The sequence below is a fragment of the Streptomyces sp. NPDC101165 genome (genome assembly GCF_044768135.1).
Classification (GTDB): Bacteria; Actinomycetota; Actinomycetes; order Streptomycetales; family Streptomycetaceae; genus Streptomyces.
The window spans coordinates 26,487-41,606 of the sequence record NZ_JBIWPG010000008.1; the positions used below are offsets into that span (position 1 = coordinate 26,487).

Genomic DNA, 15,120 nt, shown 5'->3' on the forward strand with positions numbered 1-15,120 from the left:
CTAGGTCACGGCTGCTCCGCGGTCACCGTGCGATAGGCGATCTCGGCGAGCCGTGCCTGGCCGTTCCGGCTCGGGTGGAACCAGTCCCAGTGGCTGAGCTGTTCCGTGTCGAAGCGGTAGTCGAAGACCGCGTTCCGGTCGAAGCGGCAGCGGCGGTCCTTGGCGCACACGTCCTTCAGCACCGCGTTGTAGGCCTCCACCCGCTTCTGCACCTTGTCCCGGCGCAGCGTGGCCCTGCCGGTCAGGTCGTCCGCGTCCCCCAGCATCGACGGGCAGATGCCCAGCTTCCACACCTGTTTGCCCAGCGGGTTCGTCCGGCCCGCCGACCACAGCCGCTTCAGGTTCGGCACGCTCGCCACGTACACCTGCGTCTTCGGCAGCGCCGTGCGCAGGGTGGCCAGCGACTCCTCGAAGTCCGCGCGGAAGGAGGCCACCGAGGTCATCGCCCGGGCCGACGAGCGGCACGCGTCGTTCGCGCCGACCATGACCGTCACCAACTGGGGGGCGCGGGTGGCCGCCTGGGCCATCTGCTCCGGGAGGTCGGCCATCCGGGCACCGGTCACCGCGTAGTTCCAGCTGCGCTCCGCCGCCCCCGTCACCCCCAGCAGCCGCACCGCCAGGCTGTCCACCGTGGCGTCGCTGCCCGTCGCCCACGACACCTCGGGGCAGTCGGAGAGCACCGTGCAGGCGTCGAACCCGCGGGTGATGGAGTCCCCGACCGCGGCGATCGAGTCCGGGCTGCGGTTCCACACCGGCGTGGGCCGGGGCGAGGGACGGGACGCGCTCGCCCCGGAATCCTTCGTACCGTCACCGCCACCACCGAAGGCGTCACACCCCGCCGTGCTCAGCACGGCCGCCGTCACCACGGCAAGGGCAGCCCGCGCACGGTGGCTTCGTTTCCGCATCCCTGCTGATCCCCTCGCTCGACGTGCAGTGCTCCCTCCCATAACAACGCGCGAGGGTTCCCGGCCCGGGGACCTTGGAACGGCTCACCCCCGTACAAGCGTCCCCCTGGGTGAATGGCGGGAGTTTCCTGGCACTGGGACCGACGGTACGTCACACTCCTTGCGCCGCCGCAGGGTAGCCTCGCCATCAACGCGGCCGTCGCGCCACTGCCGCCCAGCCAGTCCGCAAGATGTCCCGCTCTGCCCGGAGGTTCCGGTGACGACACGTGGAGTTCTGTACGTGCACTCCGCGCCGCGCGCGCTGTGCCCGCACGTCGAGTGGGCCGTCGCCGGGGTGCTCGGCACGCGCGTCAACCTCGACTGGATCCGGCAGCCCGCGGCCCCCGGCACCTGGCGCTCGGAGTTCTCCTGGCAGGGCGAGGTGGGCACGGCCTCCAAGCTGGCCTCCGCCCTGCGCGGCTGGCACCTCCTGCGCTTCGAGGTCACCGCCGAGCCCTGCCCCACCGCCGAGGGCGAGCGCTACAGCTGCACCCCGGACCTCGGCATCTTCCACGCCGTCACCGGCATCCACGGCGACATCCTCATCCCCGAGGACCGCCTCCGCGCCGCCCTGCTCCGCAGCCAGCGCGGAGAGACCGACCTGGAAGCAGAACTCCTCAAGCTCCTCGGCAAGCCGTGGGACGACGAACTGGAGCCCTTCAGGTACGCGGGAGAGGGCGCGCCCGTGCGCTGGTTGCACCAGGTGGTGTGAGTACCGGGACATGAGGAAGGGCCCCCGCCGGCAGGCGGGGGCCCTTCCTCATGTCTCTCAGATGGTCCGGAACGCCAGGACCACGTTGTGCCCGCCGAACCCGAACGAGTCGTTCAGCGCAGCGATCCGACCCTCGGGGAGAGCACGCGCCTCACCGACGACGACGTCCGCGTTGACCTCGGGGTCCAGCTCGCGCAGGTTGATCGTCGGCGGAGCCGTACGGTTCACCAGCGCCAGGATCGACGCGACCGTCTCGATACCGCCGGCGCCACCGAGCAGGTGACCCGTCATCGACTTGGTCGCGGAGATCGCCATGTGGTCGACGTCGTCGCCGAACACCTTCCGCAGCGCCTTGATCTCGGCCACGTCACCCTGCGGCGTCGAGGTGGCGTGCGCGTTCACGTGCACGATCTCGGCCGGCTTCAGGTCCGTGCTGTCCAGCAGGTTCTGCAGCGCGTGCGCGATGCCGTTGCCGGACGGCTCGGGCTGCGTGATGTGGTGGGCGTCGGCGGAGATGCCCTGGCCGACCGCCTCCGCGTAGATCCGCGCGCCGCGGGCCTTCGCGTGCTCCTCGGACTCCAGGACGATGACACCGGCGCCCTCACCGAGCACGAAGCCGTCGCGGCCCGAGTCGTAGGGACGCGAGGCGCCCTCGGGGTCGTCGTTGTTCTTGGACATCGCCATCATGTTGCCGAACGCGGCGATGGGAAGCGGGTGGATGGCGGCCTCGGTACCACCGGCCACGACCACGTCCGCACGCCCGGTGCGGATCATCTCGATCGCGTACCCGATGGCCTCCGCGCCCGAGGCGCAGGCCGAGACCGGGGTGTGCACACCGGCGCGGGCACCGATCTCGATACCGACGTTGGCCGCCGGGGAGTTGGGCATCAGCATCGGCACGGTGTGCGGGGAGACACGGCGTACGCCCTTCTCCTTGAGCACGTCGTACTGGTCCAGGAGCGTCGTCACACCGCCGATTCCGGAGGCGATGACCGCACCCAGCCGGTCCGGGTTCACGGACACGTCCTCACCGGCCTTGGCGGTGAATCCGGCGTCCTTCCAGGCCTCCTGAGCGGCGATCAGCGCGAACTGCGCGGACCGGTCCAGCTTGCGGGCCTGCGGGCGGGGGATGATCTCGCCCGGCTCGACGGCGATCTGCGCGGCGATACGGACCGGCAGTTCGGCCGCCCAGTCCTGCTCGAGGACACTGACACCGGACTTGCCGGCGAGCAGGGCCTCCCAGAACGAAGCTGCGTCGCCACCCAGCGGTGTGGTTGCGCCGATACCGGTGACGACCACGGTGCGATTGGTCGGGCTCACGGGAATTCTTTCTCCAACGGATGCGGGATTCATACGGCGCCACCGCCGGGTGGCGGGGCCTTGCAGCCTGTGGCCTAAGGGGTGGCTCAGGCCTGGTGCTTGAGGATGTAGTCGGTGGCGTCGCCGACGGTCTTGAGGTTCTTGACGTCCTCGTCGGGGATCTTGACGTCGAAGCGCTCCTCGGCGGCGACGACGACCTCGACCATGGACAGCGAGTCGACGTCCAGGTCGTCGGTGAAGGACTTGTCCAGCTGGACGTCCTCAACCGGGATGCCGGCGATCTCGTTCACGATCTCGGCGAGACCTTCGACGATCTCTTCCTGAGTGGCGGCCATGTTGGCGCTCCTTCTTCAATAATCCAGACGGTTTGTGGCAGATGATCCCGTACCGGTTCGCATGATCCGGCACGGAGTGCCTAGGGGAGGGTAACGACCGTGGCGGCGTAGACGAGACCCGCCCCGAATCCGATGACGAGCGCGGTGTCGCCGCTCTTCGCCTCCCCGGTCGCCAGAAGCCGCTCCATCGCGAGCGGAATCGAGGCGGCCGAGGTGTTGCCGGTGGTGCGGATGTCACGGGCGACCGTGACGTGCTCCGGCAGCTTCAGTGTCTTCACCATCGAGTCGATGATCCGCACGTTGGCCTGGTGCGGAATGAAGACGTCCAGGTCGTCCGGGCTGATTCCGGCCGCGTCCAGCGCCTGCTGGGCGACCTTCGCCATCTCGAACACGGCCCAGCGGAACACCGCCTGGCCCTCCTGCGTGATCGCAGGGAACTTGATGTTGCCCTCACTGTCGACGGGCAGTTCGGAGAGGTCTCCGACGTGGAACCGGTCCCAGGGGACGGTCTGCTTGATGGTCTCGGACTTGTCGCCCTCGGAGCCCCACACGGTCGGGCCGATCGCCGGCTCCTCGGAGGGGCCGACCACGACCGCGCCGGCGCCGTCACCGAACAGGAAGGCCGTGGCCCGGTCCTCCAGGTCGGTCAGGTCGCTCAGCCGCTCCACGCCGATGACGAGCACGTAGTCGGCGGAACCTTCCACCACCATGCCCTTGGCGAGGGTGAGGCCGTAGCCGAACCCCGCGCAGCCCGCCGAGATGTCGAAGGCGGCGGCCTTGTCGGTGCCCAGCTTGTCGGCGATCTCGGTGGCGACGGCCGGGGTCTGGCTGAAGTGCGAGACCGTCGAGACGACCACGGCGCCGATCTGCTCGGCGGCGATGCCCGCGTCGGCGATCGCCTTGCCGGAGGCCTCGATGGCCATCGCGGCGACCGTCTCGTCGGGGCCGGCCCAGTGCCGGGTCTCGATGCCGGAGCGCGAACGGATCCACTCGTCGGACGAGTCGATCTTCTCCAGGATCACCTCGTTGGGCACGACCCGGACCGGCCGGTAGCCGCCGACACCGAGGATGCGCGCGTACGGGGCGCCCTTGCTGGGCTTGATCTTCGCCATGATCGGTACGGCTCCTTAAGCGTCGGCGCCCGCTGCGGCAGCAGCGGAATCAGCTGCTGCGGCGATGAGCTCGCGGGCCGCGTCGAGGTCGTCGGGGGTCTTCAGGGCCAGCGTCTTGACGCCCGGAAGGGCCCGCTTGGCCAGGCCGGTCAGCGTGCCGCCCGGGCACACCTCGATGAGCGCGGTGACACCCAGTGCCTTGAACGTCTCCATGCACAGGTCCCAGCGCACCGGGTTGGCGACCTGGCCGACCAGCCGCTCCAGCACCTCGGCGCCGGTGGTGACGGTCAGGCCGTCCTTGTTGGAGACGTAGGTGATCTTCGGGTCGCCGGGCGTCAGCTCCGCGGCGGCCTTGGCCAGCGCGTCCACGGCAGGAGCCATGTGGTGCGTGTGGAAGGCGCCGGCGACCTTCAGCTGGACGACCTTGCGGACGCCCTCGGGCATGTCCTCGTTCAGCACGGCGAGCTGCTCCAGCGTGCCCGCGGCGACGATCTGGCCCGCGCCGTTGACGTTCGCGGGGGTCAGGCCCAGCTTCTCCAGGTGCGCGACGGAGACCTCGGGGTCACCGCCGAGCAGCGCGGACATGCCAGTCTCGGTGATCGCGGCGGCGTCGGCCATGGCCAGACCACGCCTGCGGACGAGGCCGAGTGCGGCGGTGTCGTCCAGGACGCCCGCGAAGGCGGCGGCGGTGATCTCACCGACGCTGTGGCCGGCGACGGCGCCCGGGGCGATCTCCGAGATGTCACCGAGTGCCGCGGCGGACAGGATGCCGGCGGCGACCAGCAGCGGCTGCGCCACCGCGGTGTCGCGGATGGCGTCCGCGTCGGCCTGGGTGCCGTAGTGGACCAGGTCCAGTCCGATGGCGTCCGACCATGCGGCGACACGGTCGGCGGCACCGGGGAGGTCGAGCCAGGGAGTCAGGAAGCCGGGCGTCTGGGCGCCCTGGCCGGGAGCGACGAGTACGAGCACTCTCACACTCTCTCTTGGGGACGGCCAAGGCCGCCCGTGGGGACAGGGACGAAGAACACGGGGGGCTTTTGTGGGCCCCCGACAAAAGCCTAGGGTTGGGCGTCTCCTTCGGCCAGACGCCCCAGGATCAGCGCGATCCGCAGTGTGAAGGCGGATCGTACATCCGAAGGCGACCAGCCGGTGACGTCTGTCACACGTCGGAGCCGGTAGCGCACGGTGTTCGGGTGAACGAAGAGCATCCGGGCCGCGCCCTCCAGGCTGCTCGCCTGCTCCAGGTAGACACTCAGCGTTTCCAGGAGCGCCGATCCAGCTTCTTCCAGCGGTCTGTAGATCTCCTCCACCAGCTGCTCGCGGGCGCCCGGATCGCCCGCCATGGCGCGCTCCGGCAGGAGATCGTCCGCCAGCACCGGCCGCGGCGCGTCCTGCCAGGCGGAACACGCCTTCAGCCCCGCGGCGGCGGCCTGCGCGGACCGCGTGGCGGCCAGCAGATCGGGTACGACGGGCCCGGCGACGACCGGTCCGGCCGCGAACGGCCCGATCAGCGACTTGGCGACGGCGAGCGGATTCGAGCTGCCACCTGCGATGACGACGAGCCGGTCGCCGAGCACCCCGGTGAGCACCTGGAGCTTGGCGTGCCGCGACGCCCGCCTGATCGCCTCCACGGTCAGCTCGCTGTCGCCGTCGGGCGCGGTCCCGAGCACGACACACACATGCTCGGGCGAGTTCCAGCCGAGCGCGGCGGCCCGGCTCACGGCCCCCTCGTCGGCCTCCCCGCTCAGCACGGCGTTGACGACGAGCGACTCCAGCCGCGCGTCCCAGGCACCGCGTGCCTCGGCGGCCTGGGCGTACACCTGGGCGGTGGCGAAGGCGATCTCGCGGGCGTACACGAGCAGCGCCTCGCGCAGCACGTTCTCGTCGCCGGGCGCCGCCACCTCGTCGATGGCGCTCTCCATGACCTCGATGGTGGTGCGCACCATCTCCACGGTCTGCCGCAGCGTGATGGCCCGGGTCAGCTCACGGGGCGCCGTCCCGAAGACGTCCGTCGAGATGGCCTGCGGAGCATCGGGATGCCGGAACCACTCGGTGAAGGCGGCGATGCCCGCCTGGGCCACGAGCCCGATCCAGGAACGGTTCTCCGGAGGCATGGCCCGGTACCACGACAGGCTCTCGTCCATGCGTGCGATGGCCTGCGCGGCGAGACTCCCGGAGGACTTCTCCAGCCGCTTCAGGGTTGCGGAGTGCGGGTGGGCGACGTGTGCTGCGGGTTCGCTGTGACGGGATTCGGGTTCGGGCACGTGGACAAGACTGCCTTATCCGGACCTGAGCGTGCGTCGCCGGGGTCAGCAGGTGAGACGCCCCGCCGGGCCGAAGGGGTGTGCGCGCGGTCTACGGTGGTGCCGTGATGGACGTACGGCGCGCCGCAGAGCGCTACCCCGGAGGGGACCCCGGGACCGGGATCGACACCCGCCACGCCTTCTCCTTCGGCCCGCACTACGACCCCGAGAACCTGCGCTTCTGCGCGGTGATCGCCTGCAACGAGGAGCGGCTCGCCCCCGGCGCCGGATTCGACGAGCACCCGCACAGCCACACGGAGATCGTCACCTGGGTCGTCGAGGGCGAACTGACCCACCGCGACTCCACGGGCCACGAGACCCGGGTCCGCCCCGGAGACGTCCAGCACCTCAGCGCGGCGGCGGGCGTCCGCCACGTGGAGCGCAACGACGGCTCCACCCCGCTGACCTTCCTCCAGATGTGGCTGGCCCCCCTGACCCCCGGCGGCGACCCGTCCTACGCGATCGTCCCGGGCATCGCCGACTCCACCCCGTACGCCGTCCCCGCCGCCGGCGCGATGCTCCACGTCCGCCGCCTGGCCCCGGGGGAGCGCACGGCCGTGCCGGACGCGGCGCATGTCTACGTCCACGTCGTGCGCGGCGACGTCCGCCTGGCGGGGGAGACCCTGGGCCCGGGCGACTCGGCCCGGATCACGGCTGCGGAGGGCCTGGAAGCGGTCGGGGTCACGTCGGCGGAACTGCTGCTGTGGGAGATGGCGCCGTAAGGGGAGCGTCTTTTGGCTGCGGGCCGGTGGGGGCCGGTCGCTCCCACGCGGCGGAGCCGCACATCGATACAGCCCGCGCCCCTGGGGAGTTGTGGCCCCGCCGGCTGCATACGCACCGTGAGCGAGACCCACCCCCGGCCGGCAGCAGTGGACCTCAGCCCCGCAGCTCCGCGAGCACCGCGTCCGTGAACACCGGCCACGCCTCGGTCGCCCAAGGGCCGAACGCCCTGTCCGTCAGGGCGATTCCGGCCACACCCGCGGCCGGGTCGATCCACAGGAACGTACCGGACTGGCCGAAGTGTCCGAAGGTGCGCGGTGAGGACGAAGACCCCGTCCAGTGCGGCGACTTGGAGTCACGGATCTCGAAGCCCAGCCCCCAGTCGTTGGGGTTCTGGTGCCCGTAGCCGGGGAGGACACCCTTCGTCCCCGGGTACTGCACCGTCATCGCCTCGGCGACCGTACGCGGGTCCAGCAGTCTCGGTGCCTGCACCTCCGCCGCGAACCGCAGCAGGTCGTCCACCGTGGAAACGCCGTCCTTGGCAGGGGACCCGTCGAGCGACGTCCGCGTCATCCCCAACGGCTCCAGCACCGCCTGCCGCAGATATTCCGTGAACGGAATGTCCGTCGCCTTGGCGATGTGATCCCCGAGCTGCTCGAACCCGGCGTTGGAGTACAGCCGCCGCTCCCCGGGAGGCGCCATCACCCTGTGCTCGTCGAAGGCCAGCCCGGAGGTGTGCGCGAGCAGATGGCGGACGGTCGCCCCGGCCGGCCCGGCCGGCTCGTCCAGCTCGACGGCACCCTCCTCGTACGCGACCAGCGCCGCGTAGGCCGCCAGCGGCTTGGTCACCGAGGCCAGCGGAAACCGGTGCCCGACGGGCCCATGGGTCCCGAGGACGGTCCCGTCGGCCCGTACGACACCGGCCGCGGCGGTGGGAACCGGCCAGTTCTCGATCAACGCGAGGCTCTTCAGCGACATGCCGTCGAGCCTAAGCGCTCAGAGCTTCAGCTCCATCAAGGGGTCGGGCCTGGGCAGGAAGCCGAGGTCGGCGTAGAGCGGCGCGGCCTCGGCGGACGCGGTGAGGTGGACGCGACCGGCACCGCGCTCGCGGAACCAGTCCAGCAGCGTGTCCATGCACGCCCGCGCGTACCCCCGGCGCCGGGTGCCCGGGTCGGTGGCGACGCTGAAGACGAACCCGACCGTCCCGGACGGATCGCCCGCCTTCCCGATCCGGTAGTCGACCGTCCCGGCCACCAGCGCGGCCAGTGCCCCCGGCCGCTCCGGGTGATCCACGACGAAGGCGGCGAAGCCCCCGTCCGGCTCGCCCAGCCGGGCGCGCAGTCCCGGCAGGGACTCCTCGTGCCAGTCGGTGGAAGGGTCGGCGCCCGCCATCGAATCGATCATCACCTGCCGCAGTCGCAGCACTTCCTCGGCGTCCTCGGGCAGCGCCCGGCGTACGAGAGTCATGTCCCGCACGCTAATGACCGCACCCCGGGCCCGTCGTGGGTATTTCTTACCGGGTTCCGCTTGCTTGGAGTGCACTCGAAGGCCATAGCGTGGGGGCCATGACGGTGATGCAGACCGAGGAGAACGCGAGCAGTACCGACATCTGCGCAGCCCCGCCCCGGCGGCACCCACGCCCCGACGGCCAGGACCGCTACACGATCAGCGAGGTCGTCGCCTTCACCGGCCTGACCGCGCACACCCTGCGTTGGTACGAGCGGATCGGGCTGATGTCCCACATCGACCGCTCCCACACCGGCCAGCGCCGCTACAGCAACCGCGACCTGGACTGGCTGGACTTCGTGACCAAGCTCCGGCTGACCGGCATGCCGGTGGCGGACATGGTCCGCTACGCGGAGCTGGTGCGCGAGGGCGAGACGACCTACCCGGAACGCCAGGCCCTGCTGGAATCGACCCGCCGGGACGTGCTGGCCAGGATCGCGGAGCTGCACGACACCCTCTCGGTGCTGGACCGGAAGATCAGCTTCTACTCCACGGAGCGCTGACTACAGCTCGGCGAGCAGTTCCGCCTTCTTCGACGAGAACTCCTCGTCCGTGAGGAGCCCCGCCTGATGCAGCTCCCCGAGGTGGCGGATCCGCTCGGCGATGTCGGCCGGGTCCCGGCGTGCCGGGGCCGGTACCGCCGGTACCGGCCCGCGGGTGCGTACGGCCTCCAGGACGGCCGCCGCGAACGGCAGCGACTCGTGCACCGGGCCGTAGCCGAGCCCGAAGACGACGGACGCCGGATCCTGGTCGGGCTGTGCCGGCCGGGCGGAGCCGCCCTCGCGGGGCAGCAGCCGCAGATGTCCCTCGAAGACCTCCGGTGACCGCCACTCCACCCCGCTCAGGCCGGCGACCGCGAAGCTCTGGTCCCCGGCCTTCCACTTCTCCGAGGACGCCCCCGTCCAGGACCACCGGAACTGCACGGTCGTCCCGTCGAAGGACGCCTTCCCGTCGTACGCCTTGAACTGCAGCGGTGCCTCCGGCGCGGCCACCAGGTACCGGTCGGTGGGTCCGGATTCGGTCAGCAGCCCCTTCAGCTCGTCGGCGTAGTACTCCGCGAGCGTCGACCGCTCGGCCGGCAGCGCCAGCCGGTATGGGTCGGATCCCTCGCGCAGCTGCCCGGCCGCCGCCTCCCACAGCGGGTCGGCGCCGACGCGCGGCCGCAGCCGCAGCGCGACGGTGCCGCGCCTGCCCGGCGTGAGAGTCACTTCCTCGACCGCGGACAGCGGGATCCGCCGTTCGCCCAGCGCCTGGAACAGCTTCGGTGTTCGAATCCCCCGTTCGTAGCGGATGAGCACGGAGTCGGACTCGAACTCCCAGACGGCATGAAAACCCGCCAGTACGTCACCCATGCGGCTCATCGTATGCGGCACGTGCTCCTCCGTCGCCACCCGCGCAGACCGCACTTCCTGCTGTTTCTACGCGCGTTGGGCCATCGACGTGCGGGGCAGACCGGCCCGGCACGCATCGTTCTCGCGTGCGCAGGTGACCGCGTCGTACGCGCCCACCCCGATGTCCGCGAGGTTGCGCAGGCTGTCCGTGCCCGGCTGGAAATAGCCCGCGTGACCCTGCGCGTCCTGCGCCGACAGCACCCGCGCGCCGTACGACGAGGAGACCGGGTCGGCGCCGTGCCCGAGCCCGCCGACCTCCAGGTACGGCACGTCCTGCACCCAGTCGGTGGCGTCCCGCATCGCCCACACCCGGGCCGAGGTGCCCAGGTCGGAGGCCTTGCCGACGCGCATGCCGGGGCTCGCGGCCACCGCTATGTCGGTCACCCGGCGGGGCATGCCGTGCGCGGCGACTCCGCAGACCACCGAGCCGTAGCTGTGGCAGAACATCGACACCGGCGCCTCGCCGGGCAGGGCGTCCAGCAGCGCGTTCAGGCGCAGGGCGCCCTCCGCGGCGCGCAGCCCCGTGGCCGCGTCCACGCCGAGTCCGTCCGGCGCGGTGTAGTCGGCCCAGGCGATCACGGCCGTACGGGTCGTGGGGCTCTGCGCCCGCTCGGCCGCGTACAGGGCCTTGGCCATGCCGACCGGGGCGCTGTACCTGCGGTTCGTGCGCTGGAAGGTGAGCAGGTCGGTGTCGACGCCGGGGACGACGACGGAGATCCGCTCGGCCTTGGTGAGGTTCCCGATCACCTCGGCGATCCGGCCCGACCCCTCGGGGTCGAAGGCGAGGATCTGCCGCCCGGGGTTCAGCAGCGACTCGTAGCGGTGCATACGACGCCCCGCCTCCTGCTGCCCGGCCGTGCTGAGCCGGCCGTCGTGCATGCGCTTCTTCTCGACCTTGCGCGCCTGCTCCAGCGCGACGTGGTTGGCGCGGTAGCGCAGCGAGACGGGCGCGCCGTTCATGTTGCCGACCGCGAGGGGGTAGCGGTGGGCGAGGCGGTCCTGCTCGTGCGGGGTGAGCGAGGCGAAGAAGTGGGCGAGTCGCGCGGGGGAGCCCTTGGGGTCCGGCAGGTGCAGGCCGTGGATGCTGCCGTGCTCCCACTTGGCGAGCGAGGCCTGCAGCGCGGTCGCTTCCCGGTGGGTGCGCAGCGCGGTCCAGCCCGTGGTCGCGAGCATCACGAACACCACGGCCAGCGCGAGCAGCATGCGCCAGACGTTGAGTTGCGGGGAGGTGTCGAAGGAAGTCACTGGGAGGACACACTAGGAGAACGGGAGGGTCTCGCGGTAACCGAGTGACAGGCATCACGTTTCGTGAGACGTCGAACGAACCCCGAACGACCTCAGGTGATACGCCAGTTCCCGGTGAGCGCCGAACCCACCTGATCGAGGTACGACGCGGTGAGTTCGCGGATCGCCTCCACGCTGAAGTCGTCGCCCGTGCTCCACTGCCGCTCGGTGACCCTTATCACCCCGCCGAAGACGGCCACGGCCAGCCGCGGCCGCGGGTCGGTGTCCACGTCGACGCCCTCCCGTTCGGCGAGCAGCCGCGCCAGGGTCTCCTCCGTGGCCACCGAGCGCAGCAGGTGGGCGGCGAGCAGGGACGGGGTCGACTCGATGGTCCGGTACATGCGCACGTACAACTCGACCGGTACGACCGCCTCGACGGCCTCGCGCAGCCCGTCCCAGCCCTCCAGTACGGCCTGCCGCAGCGTCTCCATCGGGGTCTCGTGCGCCGGCCGCTCCCGCACCGCCGCCACGAAGCGGGCCTCCGCCAGGTCCTGGACGGCGAAGGCCACGTCCTCCTTGCCGGCGAAGTAGCGGAAGAAGGTGCGCTGCGACACGTCGACGGCCTCGGCGATCTCGTCGACGGTCGTGTGCTCGTAGCCCTGGGTCGTGAACAGTTCGAGGGCGGAGCGCAGCAGGGCGTCCCGGGTGCGCTGCTTCTTGCGCTCACGCAGTGTTTCCATAATGTGTCAGTTACCGACTTGTGAATTGGTTTGTCAATTGTCAGCAGCTGTCACTAGCCTCGAACACATGACTAGTCAGACCACCATCGACACGACGGGGCCGGAGGACGAGGCGCCGGCAGCCCCGTCGGAGGCGACCCCGGCCGCGGGGCTGCGCGGGCACCCGTGGCTCACCCTCATCACCGTCGCCGTAGGGGTCATGATGGTGGCCCTCGACGGCACCATCGTGGCGATCGCCAACCCGGCCATCCAGAAGGACCTCAAGGCGAGCTTCGCCGACGTCCAGTGGATCACCAACGGGTACTTCCTCGCCCTCGCGGTCTCCCTGATCACCGCGGGCAAGCTCGGTGACCGCTTCGGCCACCGGCAGACCTTCCTCATCGGCGTGACCGGCTTCGCCGCCGCGTCCGGCGCCATCGGGCTGTCGAACAGCATCGCCGCGGTGGTCACCTTCCGCGTCTTCCAGGGCCTGTTCGGCGCGCTGCTGATGCCGGCCGCGCTCGGTCTGCTGCGGGCCACCTTCCCGGCCGAGAAGCTCAACATGGCGATCGGCATCTGGGGCATGGTGATCGGCGCCTCCACCGCCGGCGGTCCGATCCTCGGCGGTGTCCTGGTCGAGCACGTCAACTGGCAGTCGGTCTTCTTCATCAACGTGCCGGTCGGTCTGCTGGCCCTGGTCCTGGGCGTGCTGATCCTGCGCGACCACCGCGCCGCGAACGCCCCGCGCTCCTTCGACCTCCTCGGCATCGTCCTGCTCTCCGGCGCGATGTTCTGCCTGGTGTGGGCCCTGATCAAGGCGCCGAGCTGGGGCTGGGGCTCCGGCCGGACGTGGCTCTTCATCGCCGCCTCGGTGCTGCTCTTCGCCTTCTTCGCCTTCTGGGAGGCGAGGGTCGCCCAACCCCTGATCCCGCTGGGCCTGTTCCGCTCGGTTCCGCTGTCCGCGGGCGTCGTGCTGATGGTCCTGATGGCGATCGCCTTCATGGGCGGCCTGTTCTTCGTGACGTTCTACCTTCAGAACGTGCACGGCATGAGCCCCATCAAGGCCGGTCTGCACCTGCTGCCCCTCACCGGCATGATGATCGTCGGCTCCCCGCTCGCGGGCGCCGCGATCACCAAGCTCGGCCCGCGCATCCCGCTGGCCGGCGGCATGGCCGCGACCGCGATCGCCATGTACGGCATGTCGACGCTCGAGGCCGACACCGGCAGCGGTGTGATGTCGATCTGGTTCGCCCTCCTCGGCTTCGGCCTCGCGCCGGTCATGGTCGGCGCCACCGAGGTCATCGTCGGCAACGCGCCCATGGAGCTGTCCGGAGTGGCGGGCGGCCTCCAGCAGGCGGCCATGCAGATCGGCGGCAGCCTCGGCACGGCGGTGCTGGGTGCCGTGATGGCCTCCAAGGTCGACAGCGACCTGCCGGGCAACTGGACCGGTGCGGGGCTGCCGCAGCTGACCCCGGCTCAGTTGGACAAGGCCTCCGAGGCCGTTCAGGTCGGTGTGGCCCCGGTCGCCAAGGGCACCCCGGAGCCGATCGTCGAGAAGATCACCGGCGTCGCCCATGACACGTTCATCTCCGGCATGAGCCTCGCGTCCCTGGTGGCGGCGGGCGTGGCGGCGGTCGCCGTGCTCGTCGCGCTGCTCACCAAGCGGGGGCAGAACGCGGAGGCGGGCGCGGGAGTCGGCCACATCTGAGGCACCGTCCGAGGCGGATTTCCCCTATCAGGGTGACTCCGCTAAAGATTCCTCGCACTCGGCACGCGCCGCAGGTCACAGTGGGTCAAGTCCTCCGCAGGGCATGGGAGGACGACCGGGCTGCGGCGCGCGCTGCGGAGGGGGCTGCGCGCGCCTTCGCCTTCGGCGATTTGGCTGTGCGTCGTCTGCGGCCCGGTTGGGGCTGGTCGCGCCCACGCGGCGGTAGCCGCATGTCAAACACAGCCCCGCGCCCCTGGGATGTTGCAGTCGCCGCACCCGCACAGTGCATGCGCGTAGCTGCGGGCACCCCGCCGGCGCGGGCCGGCGAGACCCACCCCCGGCCGGCCGCAGCACCGGGTGCCGGGTCAACTCCGTTGTTCTTCACGGTCCGCAGCCAACCGAGCCACTTCAGCTCGCAGCAGCCGAACCTCCTCCGTCAAAGAAGCGATCGCCTCCGTCTGCCGCCGCTCCTCCACATCGTCCTTCTCGAACCGCGAGATGAACCACGCGGCGATGTTCGCGGTGACGACACCCAACAGCGCGATCCCCGACAGCATCAGCCCGACCGCGATCATCCGCCCCAGACCGGTCGTCGGCGCATGATCCCCGTATCCCACGGTCGTCATCGTCGTGAAGGACCACCACACGGCATCACCCAGCGTCCGGATGTTCCCGTTCGGCGACTCCCGCTCCACCGACAGCACCGCGAGCGACCCGAACATCAACAACCCGACCACCGAGCCCACGACATACGTCGTCAGCCGGATCTGCGGAGCCATCCGCGCCCGCCGCCCCACCAGCATCAGCGTCGACACCAGCCGCAGCAGCCTGAGCGGCTGCAGGATCGGCAGCACCACCGCGCACAGGTCGAGCCAGTGCGTGCGGACGAACTCCGTGCGCCGGGGCGTGAGCGCGAGCCGTATCACGTAGTCCACGGCGAACGCACCCCAGACCGTCCACTCCACCACCGTGCACACGGCCGTCAGGTCCTGCCCCGCGGAACTGTCCACGATCGGCACGGCATACGCGACGGCGAAGGCCACGGCCAGCGCCAGCAGAGGCCGTTGGGTGCGCCGTTCCCATCGCATCTGCGCCGATTGTTGCTCCATGCCCGCATCGTAAAGAA

The 15,120-nt window shown here is 70.7% G+C and carries 16 protein-coding genes; 4 read left to right on the top strand and 12 right to left on the bottom strand.

From position 1 onward, the window contains the following. Positions 1-5: 5 nt before the first annotated feature. A complete protein-coding gene (locus ACIRVH_RS18160) occupies positions 6-905 on the bottom strand; it encodes an SGNH/GDSL hydrolase family protein (protein WP_403954033.1) in 900 nt (299 codons plus the stop codon). 256 nt (positions 906-1,161) lie between these two features. Here ACIRVH_RS18160 and ACIRVH_RS18165 point away from each other — a divergent pair, with 256 nt between their 5' ends. Then, a complete protein-coding gene (locus ACIRVH_RS18165) occupies positions 1,162-1,656 on the top strand; it encodes a DUF3145 domain-containing protein (RefSeq protein WP_403954036.1) in 495 nt (164 codons plus the stop codon). Positions 1,657-1,713: 57 nt separating this feature from the next. On the opposite strand, the gene fabF is transcribed toward ACIRVH_RS18165, so the two are convergent. The 5 genes from fabF to ACIRVH_RS18190 form a co-directional block, all read right to left on the bottom strand. Beyond that, positions 1,714-2,976 carry a beta-ketoacyl-ACP synthase II gene (fabF, locus tag ACIRVH_RS18170; protein WP_403954039.1) on the bottom strand — a complete coding sequence of 421 codons (1,263 nt, stop codon included), beginning with the start codon at positions 2,974-2,976 and terminating at the stop codon, positions 1,714-1,716. A gap of 86 nt (positions 2,977-3,062) precedes the next feature. Beyond that, positions 3,063-3,311: an acyl carrier protein gene (locus ACIRVH_RS18175; RefSeq protein WP_046425089.1), complete on the bottom strand. Its 249-nt coding sequence runs from the start codon at positions 3,309-3,311 to the stop codon at positions 3,063-3,065. Between the two features lie 80 nt (positions 3,312-3,391). Next, complete coding sequence (locus ACIRVH_RS18180) at positions 3,392-4,423, bottom strand: ketoacyl-ACP synthase III (RefSeq protein ID WP_403954043.1); 1,032 nt, start codon at positions 4,421-4,423, stop codon at positions 3,392-3,394. Between the two features lie 15 nt (positions 4,424-4,438). After that, positions 4,439-5,392 (bottom strand): ACP S-malonyltransferase, encoded by a 954-nt coding sequence (locus ACIRVH_RS18185; protein ID WP_403954046.1) that lies wholly within the window; start codon positions 5,390-5,392, stop codon positions 4,439-4,441. A gap of 89 nt (positions 5,393-5,481) precedes the next feature. Continuing rightward, positions 5,482-6,687, bottom strand: coding sequence for a PucR family transcriptional regulator (locus ACIRVH_RS18190; RefSeq protein ID WP_403954049.1), 1,206 nt, complete (start codon positions 6,685-6,687; stop codon positions 5,482-5,484). A gap of 107 nt (positions 6,688-6,794) precedes the next feature. Here ACIRVH_RS18190 and ACIRVH_RS18195 point away from each other — a divergent pair, with 107 nt between their 5' ends. Beyond that, a complete protein-coding gene (locus ACIRVH_RS18195; RefSeq protein ID WP_403954904.1) occupies positions 6,795-7,448 on the top strand; it encodes a pirin family protein in 654 nt (217 codons plus the stop codon). Positions 7,449-7,602: 154 nt separating this feature from the next. On the opposite strand, the gene ACIRVH_RS18200 is transcribed toward ACIRVH_RS18195, so the two are convergent. Then, positions 7,603-8,424 carry a serine hydrolase domain-containing protein gene (locus tag ACIRVH_RS18200; RefSeq protein ID WP_403954051.1) on the bottom strand — a complete coding sequence of 274 codons (822 nt, stop codon included), beginning with the start codon at positions 8,422-8,424 and terminating at the stop codon, positions 7,603-7,605. 18 nt (positions 8,425-8,442) lie between these two features. Next, positions 8,443-8,913 (bottom strand): GNAT family N-acetyltransferase, encoded by a 471-nt coding sequence (locus ACIRVH_RS18205; protein WP_403954054.1) that lies wholly within the window; start codon positions 8,911-8,913, stop codon positions 8,443-8,445. Between the two features lie 98 nt (positions 8,914-9,011). Here ACIRVH_RS18205 and ACIRVH_RS18210 point away from each other — a divergent pair, with 98 nt between their 5' ends. After that, positions 9,012-9,455 (top strand): MerR family transcriptional regulator, encoded by a 444-nt coding sequence (locus ACIRVH_RS18210; RefSeq protein WP_393465592.1) that lies wholly within the window; start codon positions 9,012-9,014, stop codon positions 9,453-9,455. Here ACIRVH_RS18210 and ACIRVH_RS18215 read toward each other — a convergent pair whose 3' ends face one another. The 3 genes from ACIRVH_RS18215 to ACIRVH_RS18225 form a co-directional block, all read right to left on the bottom strand. Next, the gene (locus ACIRVH_RS18215) at positions 9,456-10,304 is read right to left on the bottom strand and encodes a DUF4429 domain-containing protein (protein ID WP_403954058.1); all 849 of its coding nucleotides are present in this window, start codon (positions 10,302-10,304) and stop codon (positions 9,456-9,458) included. A 66-nt stretch (positions 10,305-10,370) separates the two neighbouring features. After that, the gene (locus tag ACIRVH_RS18220; RefSeq protein WP_403954061.1) at positions 10,371-11,588 is read right to left on the bottom strand and encodes an alpha/beta hydrolase; all 1,218 of its coding nucleotides are present in this window, start codon (positions 11,586-11,588) and stop codon (positions 10,371-10,373) included. Between the two features lie 92 nt (positions 11,589-11,680). After that, complete coding sequence (locus ACIRVH_RS18225; RefSeq protein WP_403954064.1) at positions 11,681-12,307, bottom strand: TetR family transcriptional regulator; 627 nt, start codon at positions 12,305-12,307, stop codon at positions 11,681-11,683. 67 nt (positions 12,308-12,374) lie between these two features. Here ACIRVH_RS18225 and ACIRVH_RS18230 point away from each other — a divergent pair, with 67 nt between their 5' ends. Next, positions 12,375-13,994, top strand: coding sequence for an MFS transporter (locus tag ACIRVH_RS18230; protein WP_403954066.1), 1,620 nt, complete (start codon positions 12,375-12,377; stop codon positions 13,992-13,994). Between the two features lie 365 nt (positions 13,995-14,359). Here ACIRVH_RS18230 and ACIRVH_RS18235 read toward each other — a convergent pair whose 3' ends face one another. Beyond that, positions 14,360-15,103 carry a potassium channel family protein gene (locus tag ACIRVH_RS18235; protein ID WP_403954906.1) on the bottom strand — a complete coding sequence of 248 codons (744 nt, stop codon included), beginning with the start codon at positions 15,101-15,103 and terminating at the stop codon, positions 14,360-14,362. Positions 15,104-15,120: the final 17 nt, after the last annotated feature.